This window comes from Methanobrevibacter sp. (assembly GCF_045577275.1).
In the GTDB taxonomy this organism is placed as follows: domain Archaea; phylum Methanobacteriota; class Methanobacteria; order Methanobacteriales; family Methanobacteriaceae; genus Methanobrevibacter.
The window spans coordinates 1-10,392 of record NZ_JAZNIB010000321.1 but is presented as its reverse complement, the minus strand read 5'-3'; the positions used below and the strand labels follow the sequence as shown (position 1 = coordinate 10,392).

At 31.9% G+C, this 10,392-nt stretch carries 12 protein-coding genes; all 12 read left to right on the top strand.

The features are described 5' to 3' along the window. Positions 1–191: 191 nt before the first annotated feature. Entirely contained in the window at positions 192–926 is a 735-nt protein-coding gene (pcn, locus tag ACKI67_RS09280) for a proliferating cell nuclear antigen (pcna) (protein ID WP_407463247.1), read from the top strand. Positions 927–1,136: 210 nt separating this feature from the next. Further along, on the top strand, positions 1,137–2,591 hold the full coding sequence (locus ACKI67_RS09275) for a hypothetical protein (protein WP_407463246.1): 1,455 nt from the start codon (positions 1,137–1,139) through the stop codon (positions 2,589–2,591). Between the two features lie 433 nt (positions 2,592–3,024). Continuing rightward, positions 3,025–3,303, top strand: coding sequence for a 50S ribosomal protein L44e (locus ACKI67_RS09270; RefSeq protein WP_295607415.1), 279 nt, complete (start codon positions 3,025–3,027; stop codon positions 3,301–3,303). 9 nt (positions 3,304–3,312) lie between these two features. Next, on the top strand, positions 3,313–3,492 hold the full coding sequence (locus ACKI67_RS09265; RefSeq protein WP_012954984.1) for a 30S ribosomal protein S27e: 180 nt from the start codon (positions 3,313–3,315) through the stop codon (positions 3,490–3,492). Positions 3,493–3,632: 140 nt separating this feature from the next. Beyond that, the gene (locus ACKI67_RS09260; protein ID WP_407463245.1) at positions 3,633–4,415 is read left to right on the top strand and encodes a translation initiation factor IF-2 subunit alpha; all 783 of its coding nucleotides are present in this window, start codon (positions 3,633–3,635) and stop codon (positions 4,413–4,415) included. Between the two features lie 12 nt (positions 4,416–4,427). Next, positions 4,428–4,598, top strand: coding sequence for an RNA-protein complex protein Nop10 (locus ACKI67_RS09255; RefSeq protein ID WP_407463244.1), 171 nt, complete (start codon positions 4,428–4,430; stop codon positions 4,596–4,598). Positions 4,599–4,711: 113 nt separating this feature from the next. Next, positions 4,712–5,503 (top strand): proteasome assembly chaperone family protein, encoded by a 792-nt coding sequence (locus ACKI67_RS09250; RefSeq protein WP_407463243.1) that lies wholly within the window; start codon positions 4,712–4,714, stop codon positions 5,501–5,503. Between the two features lie 325 nt (positions 5,504–5,828). Continuing rightward, entirely contained in the window at positions 5,829–7,016 is a 1,188-nt protein-coding gene (locus tag ACKI67_RS09245) for a redox-regulated ATPase YchF (RefSeq protein WP_407463242.1), read from the top strand. Positions 7,017–7,100: 84 nt separating this feature from the next. Beyond that, on the top strand, positions 7,101–8,216 hold the full coding sequence (gene cfbD, locus ACKI67_RS09240; RefSeq protein ID WP_407463248.1) for a Ni-sirohydrochlorin a,c-diamide reductive cyclase catalytic subunit: 1,116 nt from the start codon (positions 7,101–7,103) through the stop codon (positions 8,214–8,216). 188 nt (positions 8,217–8,404) lie between these two features. Next, positions 8,405–8,998 (top strand): imidazole glycerol phosphate synthase subunit HisH, encoded by a 594-nt coding sequence (hisH, locus tag ACKI67_RS09235; RefSeq protein ID WP_407463241.1) that lies wholly within the window; start codon positions 8,405–8,407, stop codon positions 8,996–8,998. Between the two features lie 202 nt (positions 8,999–9,200). Then, complete coding sequence (locus ACKI67_RS09230; protein WP_407463240.1) at positions 9,201–9,626, top strand: thioredoxin family protein; 426 nt, start codon at positions 9,201–9,203, stop codon at positions 9,624–9,626. A gap of 79 nt (positions 9,627–9,705) precedes the next feature. After that, positions 9,706–10,326: a cytochrome c biogenesis CcdA family protein gene (locus ACKI67_RS09225; protein WP_407463239.1), complete on the top strand. Its 621-nt coding sequence runs from the start codon at positions 9,706–9,708 to the stop codon at positions 10,324–10,326. Positions 10,327–10,392: the final 66 nt, after the last annotated feature.

Below are 10,392 nucleotides of genomic sequence, written 5' to 3'. Positions count from 1 at the left end.
TAATTCATTGCAATTTTTCATGTTCAAATTTTTTTAAAAATTTTCACTTTTGATTAGATTTATAAATGATTAAATACTATATAATATTATAATAAAATATACAATTTTATTTAATCAAAAAAATTAAATTATGCATTATTTTTATAAAATAAACAATCAATGCTTAAAATTAAATCAAGAGTTGATTTTTAATGTTTAAAGCTGAGTTAAGTGATTCAAGTATTTTAAAAACCAGTTTTGATGCTATTTCATCAATTGTTGATGAAGTACAAATCCAAACTGATAGTGAAGGTTTTCGTTTAGATGCCTTAGACCGTAGTCACATTACCTTTGTTCATCTCGAACTCAAATCCAGTTTATTTGATGAGTTCATTTGCGATGAACCTGAAAAGATCAATGTTGACACTGATGAGTTAATGAAAGTATTAAAACGTTCCAAAGCTAATGACCGTGTTTTAATGTCATTAGATGAAGGAAATCTTATTCTTACTTTTGTCGGTGAAGCTACAAGAACTTTCAAGATCAGATTGATTGATATTGAATATGATTCACCTGCACCTCCATCATTAGATTATCCTACCGAGTTTGAGATTCCTTTCACTCTCTTGAAAGACTCAATCCAAGATATGGATATCTTCTCTGATAAAATCACTTTAATGGTAGATCAAGAAAACTTCTATGCATCTGCTGAAGGTGAGTTTGGAGATGCAAACATTGAATATTTACATGGTGAAAAAATAGACACTAAAGCTAAATCCATTTTCTCTTTAGAAAAAATTAGAGAAATGCTTAAAGCAGACAAATTCTCTGAAATTGCAACCATCTCTCTTGGAAATGACATGCCATTAACACTTAGTCTTAAAATGGTATCCGAAGATGGGGAACTCAGTTTCTTGCTTGCTCCAAGAATTGAATCTGAAGACTAAATGGACTAGATTAATCTAGTATTAAAGCTTAATAAACTCTAAAATAAATTAATTTACCTTAAATTAATTTATTTATTTATTTTTTTACACCATTTCCAAATTTATACATTATTGACTTTATTAAACCAATTAGTATTTAGAAAATGTGATGATTATTAACGATAATCCTAGACTTTAAATTTTAAATTTATTTTTATTTAGATGATTATTATGCAAGGCGACTTTTTCCAAGTTTTACGCAGAGTTCAAAAGGAGGAACGTAATAAATCTTCTCTGGCGAGAGTAGAAAATGATTTCTATAAGCAGTTACGTGATTACATTAGAAATCTTGAGCGTTCCGTAGCTAGCGATCCTTTTGGAAATGAGCAATTGTTATTGAATAATGCTCAAAGGATTGCCACTGAAATCTGCGAACTCAGGGAGTCTAAAATTACAAAAGCCGCTAACAATAATATCTATAGGTCTTTTCTTTTGTTTAAAAAGGACAATCCTCAATTTGACCTTTTGGATACAACTCCATTGAATCTTACAGATGAAGAGGAAACCTTATATTTCGCATTGATGGATGCTCTTAAGAGTCATAGATATAGAATTTCATTAGATGAATATGCTGAAGAAGGTTCTCTTGATGGAACTTCACTGGAAGATGAAGGAGAGGAATATGATAAAGATTTCGATGAAGATGGAGAAACCAGTTTTGTAGAGGATTCTTATGAATCTGCCCAAGACATTGAGTCTGAAAGTTCTGTTGATGATGATTTGGAAGATGAGATTTCTGATGCTCTTGGAGAGTCTGATGAGGTTTTAAATAGGTTAAACCAAATTAAAAATGCTAAAGTGGTTACAGATGAAAAGTATGAAAACATTGATAAGCAGGTAGTTAATCAAAAGTACCCTGACCAAGCTGCTGCTGTTGATGCTCAAGAGGAATCTGTACAGGACTCTGTAGAAGAGACCCAAGTCTCTGTTGAAGAAGTTCCATTAGATCCAGAGGATGTCTATGTAGAGGATGACAGCCAGTTTGAGGTTCAAGTAGATACTGAAGGGCCAAAAGAGGAAGTTCAATCAACTGAAAGTTCCAAGCCTAAGGGCATAACATCAGATAACATCAATGACATTTTCAAAAATCCTGATAGCCAATTTGTGGATTTGGATAAGTTGGAACCTAATTATGATGATGACTATTATAATGCAATCGCTGCAGGATCCGATTATGCCCAACCATCTGAAGATGACTTCAATCTGATATTTGCAAAACCGAAAAAACCTAAGGCAGAAGAAGTGCCTGAAGAAAGCAAAGCGGATGAGAAAGAGCCAGAAATTAAGGAAGAGAACCTTTTTGAGCCTAAATCAGCACAATCTGAACTTGGATTTTCATCAGGTCTTGATGTAAAGCAAACTAGAGATATGCCTGCTAAGGGTTTTGATAAACCAGTGGAAAAAGAAGATGCTCCTAAGAAACCTGTTGATAAAACAAGAGGTGGAGTGTTTGCTCGAGATGAAATAGAGAATGCCACTGTAGTCATCAGTGAAAATCTTGGTGAGATGGTAGGTATTGATGGAAAGATATATGGTCCTTTCCTTGAAAATGATGTAGTGATCTTGCCGAACATAACTGCTCAAATTCTTATTGAGAACAATAAGGCAAGTTTGGTCAAGCATTAATTCCATTAAATCATTTAAAAATTGCTTTTTTTATATAATTATTATATAATACAAAGATTTATATATAGATTATAATCATATATAATTAATGTATCTATAATAATATGATATTTTCTTATTTTAAAATATTTTTTTAATTATTAGATTCCAAGATTTACAATTTGTTAAATCTTTTTTTAAAGTTTTTAAACTTTTTAGTTTATTCTATCAATGATTTAGATTATTTGATGTAAAAATATTTTTTATAAGAATGTGTAGATGCTCTCATGCTCGTAGGAAACTGAAAAATGTTCTTATTAGTATGTTATAATTTATCCTCATGCTAAATGGAAACCTAAACAGTTCCAATTGGTCTGTTGTAATTATTTATTATATAATCTGTTAATTAAGTTCTAAAGTCTTTTAACAGAGAAAATTATTAAAGGTGAAGAAAATGAAAATGCCTAAAGAAAAAAGAACTTACTGTCCACATTGTAAGAAACACACTATGCACGAAGTTCACACTTCCAAAAAGAGAAAAGCTAGTGAGTTAAAATGGGGACAAAGACAATTCAGAAGAGTTACCGCAGGGTACAGAGGTTATCCAAGACCATTACCAGGTGGTAACAAGCCGGTTAAAAAATTAGATTTAAGATACAAATGTAAAGAATGTGGAAAATCCCACATCAGAAAATCTTTCAGAGTAGGAAAACCTGAATGGGTATCTAACTAGGTGATTTGTATGGCAAGTAATGGTAGAGGTAACTTTTTAAGAGTTAAATGTTTAGATTGTGATAACGAACAAATCATTTTCGATCGTGCAGCTTCTGATGTAAAATGTATCATCTGCGGTAAAACCATCGTTAAATCCCGTGGTGGAAAAGCTAAAATCATGGCTCACATCGATGAAGTTTTAGATTAAGCTTAAAATTATTAATAATTGTTTTTTAGTAGAAATTGCATTTTTGCGATTCCAATAATCAACAATTATTATGTGATCTTAGAATAAAGATAGGTGATTTTCAATTACTTATCTAAACTATTTTTATTTCGGTGTTTTAATTGGTAAGAAAAAGTCAAGAATGGCCAGATGAAGGAGAACTTATTGTAGGTACTGTCTACAAAGTTGTTAACTATGGTGCATTTGCTAACTTAGAAGAATACGCAGGTAAAGAAGCTTTTATTCATATTTCTGAAGTTTCTTCTGGTTGGGTAAAGAATATTCGAGATCATGTAAGAGAAAATCAAAAGATTGTTGCTCGTGTTTTAAGAGTTAATCCTAAAAAAGGTCATGTGGATGCTTCCTTAAAAAGAATTAGAGAAGACCAAAGGACTAAAAAGATCCAACAATGGAAAATTGAACAAAAAGCTGAAAAATTCTTAGAATTAGCTGCTAAATCTTTAGATAAAGACTTGGATACTGCTTATGATGAAGTGGGATATGAGCTTATGGATATCTTCGGTGATATCTATGGTGCATTTGAAAGTTCTGCTGAAGAAGGAGCAGAAACCCTTACTGAAGAAGGAATCAGCCAAGAATGGGCTGATGCCATAACTGAAGTTGCTGTTAAGAACATCCAACCACCTGAAGTTCACATCAGTGGATATGTAGACATTAAGAACTACAACCCAGATGGTGTAGAAGTTATTAAGAAAGCGCTTATGGCAGCAGAAGCTGAAAACATTGAAGTTCAATGTGTTGGAGCTCCTCGTTACAGAATTACTGTAACTTCTACTGATTATTTGGTTGCTGAAAAGCAATTGAAAGAAGCAGCTGAAAAAGCTATTGCTATTGTAGAGGAAGCAGACGGTAGCGGAGAATTCTTACGTGAAATTGAAAATTAATTAGTGAATCAGATGAAAATGAAAATGAAGAAGTGTCCTGTTTGCAATATTTACACACTTAAACCTCAATGTCCAAATTGTGGTGGAGATTTGAAAGTGATTTACCCACCTAAATTTTCTGTTGAGGACAAGTATGGCAAATATCGTAGGCAATTAAAGAAAGAGATGCTTAATAAGGAATAATAAAAGTTTTTAATTAGCAAGATATTGTTAGTTTAAAAACCATTATTCTATTTTTCTATTTTTTAGATTTTACGATTATTATATTATTTATTAAAATGTTCTATGGTGATATCATGAGAACAACTCAATTTAATGTATTAGAAGAAGTTAGTTTAAACAACCCAATATTTATTGAAGCACTTCCTGGAATCGGTCATGTAGGAAAATTAGCAATTGACCATGTAATTGATGAATTGGAAGCTACTAAATTTGTGGAAATCTATTCTCCATACTTCCCACCACAAGTTCTTGTTGGTGAAGGAGGAATCGTAGAGGATATGACAAATGAAATGTACTACTTGAAATCTGCAGGTGCAGATGAAAGGGATTTCATATTTTTAGTAGGTAATTGTCAAGCTTTAGCACCTGAAGGTCAATACGAACTCTGTGGTTCTGTCCTTGATTTCGTTGAATCAAAAGGGGCTAAAGAGTTTTATACTTTAGGTGGTCTTGCTACTGGTCAACCTATTGAAGGTACTGACGGCCGTGTTTTAGGTGCTGCTACTGATGAGGAAATTATTGAAGTACTCAAGGAAGCGGATGTTGAAATCAGATCTGCTGATGGCGGTATCGTTGGTGCTTCTGGTTTATTCTTAGGTTTAGGTAGACTCAGAGGAATGAAAGGAGCTTGCTTAATGGGTAAAACTCCTGGTTATTTCATTGATGCTGAAGCGGCTGAAGCTATTTTGCAAAAATTAGCTATTCTTGTAAAACTCGAAGTAAGTACTGAAGAGTTAGAAGCAAAAGCTGAAGAGATTCGTGAAATGATTTCCCAAGCTCAACAAATGGAGCAAGAAATGCTTCAAAGAGCAATGGGTCAACAAGCACCACAACAAGCTCAAGATGACCTTAGATACATAGGTTAATTGAACTCTAAAATTTTAACTTTAATAGCTATTTAGCTATTTTCTTTTTTTATTTTTAAATTATTCTTTTTTTCTATTTTTTTCAATCTTTTATTAATTTCTTTATTATTTTTGCATTTTTCTTAGTACTGTTTCATAATAATAAAACTATTTTTTAAATAATTTTTTATACTTTGTAAAATAGATATAATAAAGTATTATAATAATTAAAAGTTTATTTAAAAAACAAATAAACTAATTTTAATCATAAAAATTACAAAAATTAAATAAAAATTAAATAAAAATTAAATTAGATTTACATTTTATAATAATTAGGAATGATATTATGCTTCAAATTGCAGTTACAGGTAAACCGAATGTAGGAAAATCCTCATTTTTTAATTCAGCTACTGCATCTCAAGTGGAAATGGCTAATTATCCATTCACTACCATAGATGCAAATAAGGCTGTTGCTCATGTTATCAGTGAATGTCCGTGCAAGGAAATGAATGTCACTTGCAATCCACACAACTCCCAATGCATTGACGGAACAAGATTGATCCCTATAGAATTGATAGATGTTGCAGGACTTGTTCCAGGAGCTCATGAAGGAAAGGGGCTTGGAAACAAGTTCTTGGATGACTTGATGCAAGCTAAAGTTTTCATTCATGTAATTGATGCTTCAGGATCCACTGATGCAGAAGGAAACCCAGTTGATCCAGGTTCCCATGACCCATTGGAAGACATTGAGTTCTTAGAACATGAAATCGTCATGTGGATGTATGGAATCGTAAGCAAGAATTGGGTAAGGCTTATCCGTAAGGTTGAAGCCGAACACTTGGACTTTTCCAAAGTCATTTTCGAGCAATTATCAGGTACAGGTATCCTAATTGAAGATGTAATTGAAGCTTTAAGAACCGTTAATCCTAATTACGGCAAATGGGAAGATGAAGACTTGATAGAATTTGTACGCAATCTATTGAATATTGCAAAACCTTCCCTTGTAATTGCAAATAAGGCAGATTTGCCTGGAGCACGTGAAAACATTGAAAGAATGCAAGAGAAATATCCTCGTGTTATTCCAACATCTGCTGAATCCGAACTTGCACTTATGAATGCTACCAGAGCAGGTTTGATTTCATACATTTCAGGAGACAGCAGTTTTGAAATCATAGATGAAAGCAAATTGAATGCCAATCAAATCAAGGCATTGGAATATATCCAAACCAATATCCTTGATGTCTATGGCAGCACTGGTATTCAAAAGGCATTGAATACCGCAGTGTTTGACCTTTTAGACATGATTGTTGTCTATCCTGTTGGAGATGAGCATAAGCTTACAGACCAAAAAGGAAATGTGCTCCCAGATGCTTTCTTGGTTCCTAAAGGTTCAACTCCTCGCGAATTTGCATATATCATCCATACTGATATCGGTGATAAGTTCATGCATGCGGTAGATGCAAGAAAGAGCATGAGAATAGCAAGTGATTATGAACTCCAAGACAGAGATATTATCAAGATTGTAACACATTAAATGTACTTTGATAATTAAAACTATATTAAAACTATATTAAAGCTATATTAAATTATTTTATTATTTATTAGGTGAATAAAAATGATGCATCCACGTCCAAGTCCAATAGCTGCTTCCCTTTACACTTTAAGAGATTTAAATGCAGATGTAATTGTTATGCATGGGCCACATGGCTGTTGCTTTAGAACAGGAAGGCTCCTTGAAAGTGATGGTGTTAGAGTTGTTACAACAGCCATGGCTGAAAATGATTTTATATTAGGTGCTGGTGAAAAGCTTCAGGAAACCTTACAAGAGGCTTATGATACCTTCAATCCAAAATTGATGGGAATTGTAGGAACCTGTGCAAGTATGATCATTGGTGAAGACTTAAAGGAGCCAATTGAAAACCTTGGCCTTGATTGTGTTGTCTTGCCAGTGGAATCTCACGGTGGTTTCGGTGAAGGAGACAATACAGAAGGAGCTATTGCAGTTCTTAACGCTGCTGTTGAATATGGTGTAATTCCTCAAGAGGAAGCTGATCGTCAAAATGAAATGCTAAGGCTTGCCACACATGTTGAAAAGACTCGTGGAATGGCACAAGGAAAATACATCAAGCCTAACTTTGGCCACAGCAAGGAAAAGGTTGCAAGAATCATTGTAAAAGCAATCAAGGAAGGAAAGAATGTAGCATTTGTATTGAATGCTAAAAAGGAAACTTCCTATCTCTTTGCAGACATTCTAAATTGTGATTTCTCTAGATTATTTGATGATGATAATATAAATTCTAATAAGGACATCGAAAATCTTCATTTCATTGCCAACTTAGATGAAAACATTGGTCTTCCAAGAATCAGACAACATGCAGTAAATATTACCAAAGAATTGAATGATACTGGAATTGATATTGAATGCATCACTGGTGGATTAGATGAATATCCAATCACTCCAAGAAAGGCAGAAGAATATCTTAAAGAAATCAAGCCAGATTTAGTGATTGTTGCAGGTGTTCCTCATGCATTGTATGTAGAGGAGCTGGACTGTGAAACCGTTGCAGTTACAGACGGTCCAAGACTTGTTCAACCTCTTAACGAATTAGGTTACTCACATGTCATTGCTGAGTTAGATGCTCATTCTAAGACATTAGGTATAGATAGCATAGTAGATTCTGACTTTGGTATGATGATACGTTCAGTTATTGAATGGGAGCTTGAAGAAAATTAATATTTGTTTAATAAACTATCATTTTAATTAGTCATTATTTTAATTTAAATAATAGAATAATTTTTTCTAAAAATAGTTTAATATATTAAACCTAAATTTGTTTAAATTTAGTTTATATTTAGTTTATATTTAGTTTAAATTTAAATTTTTATATGGCATTTTTAATCTAATGAATAGTAGGTAATTTTATGATTACAGTTATTGATTATAAAAGTGGAAATCTCAGAAGCATTTCCAATAGTTTTAAAAAGATTGGTGCAGAAGCAATCATTACAGATGATCCATCTGAAATAGCTAATGCAAAGCATCTTGTTCTTCCAGGTGTAGGTGCTTTCGGAACTGCCATGGAAAACATTGAGCCTTATAAGGATGTGATTTTCGAGCATATTAATGATGGAAAGCCATTTTTAGGTATTTGCTTAGGACTTCAGGTTCTTTTATCCTCAAGTGAAGAATCTCCTGGAGTGAAAGGGCTTGATATTTTCAAAGGTCATGTTGCAAAGATTCCTGAAGGTAGAAAAATACCTCATATGGGGTGGAATCAAATCAAACAAACAAAGGATTGCCCTATTTTAGAAGGTGTCGACGGCAAGGACTTTTATTTTGTACACTCATATCATGCTGTGCTTGATGATAGTGAAAATCTGTCTGCAACAGCGGATTATGGATTTGATGTAACTGCTGCAGTATCAAAGGACAATGTATTTGCAACTCAATTCCACCCAGAAAAAAGTGGAGTTCCAGGATTGAAAATACTTAAGAATTTTGTTAATTTAGAATAATTTTATTATTCTATTCTTATCTATTTTTCATTTTACCTATTTTTCATTTTACATTTTTTTCAATTTAGCTATTTTTTAATAAATTATTTTCAATTTAGCTATTTTCAATTTATTCTTTTTTCATTTTTATAAAAAACTTTATTTACTATAAAATCTAAGTATTATTAAATTCATTTGGGGGTAAAAGATGGAATTAAAAAACTTGATAATAATTTCAATCATCACACTATTAATATGCGGATTTATTGTATCTGTTAGTGCTGATGATGATGCTGATGATGATAAATATATTGATGGTTTAAATGTGAGTTTTGATTTAGAACAATCTTTAAAAGATGCTAAATTAGAAAATAAGACTGTCATGGTTATTTTTGATCAAAAATCTTGTGTTTATTGTGATATTCTTAAAGAAAATACTCTAACAGATCCTAAAGTTCAGGATGCTATAAATGAAAAATATATTCCTACTATTGTGGATGTAAATAAAAATCCTATGATAGCAAGTAATTATAATGTGTATGGGACTCCAACTGTGGTATTTGTAACTGGAGATGAAGACTTTGTCTATCAAATCGATGGATATTTGGATGCAGAAGAATTCTTAGATGAACTTAATCAAATTGAATAATTTAATTTATTTTAATTTATTTTAATTTAGTTTATTTTATTTAATTATTTTAATTATTTTAATTTAATATGGTGATATTATGGAGATAATGCCGATTATTTCATTTTTCACAGGAGTAATTTCAATATTGTCTCCTTGTATCATACCTACCATACCAATAATTGTAGGTTTTAGTCTAAAAGCCAAATCAAAAGCGGAGATATTCTCTTTTCTTCTTGGATTATTTAGCATTTTCACTATTATCATATTTTTGACAGGGTTCTTTACAGCAATTCTTTACAAATATATCATTTATGTAAGGGTCATTGCTGCAGTTATCCTATTGATTATGGGAATATTGATGTTTTTTGATTATAATTTGCCATTTAAATCAATCAGTGCTAAAACAGGGGAAGGCATAGCAAATTCATTTATTTTAGGATTCTTGACTTCAATTGCTTGGGCAGATTGCTATAGTGCATACCTTATTTCTCTTATAACTTTGCTTGTAAGTTCAAACAGCCCATTATATGCAGTTGCAAATATACTTATTTACGTTTTAGGATTTGCATTGACTTTGCTTGCATTATGTTTGGCGATTTCAAGAATAGATTTCGAGAAATTGATTTCAAAGGCAAGCTACATTCCAAAGATATTCTCCATACTTATTATAATTGGAGCATTTTATTTATTTTATATTTCACTTCAAGTGTTTTTATGATTTATTTTTTCTTAATTTCTGTATTTTTTATTTAAACAGGTTATTTATTCTTATTTTTAGATATAG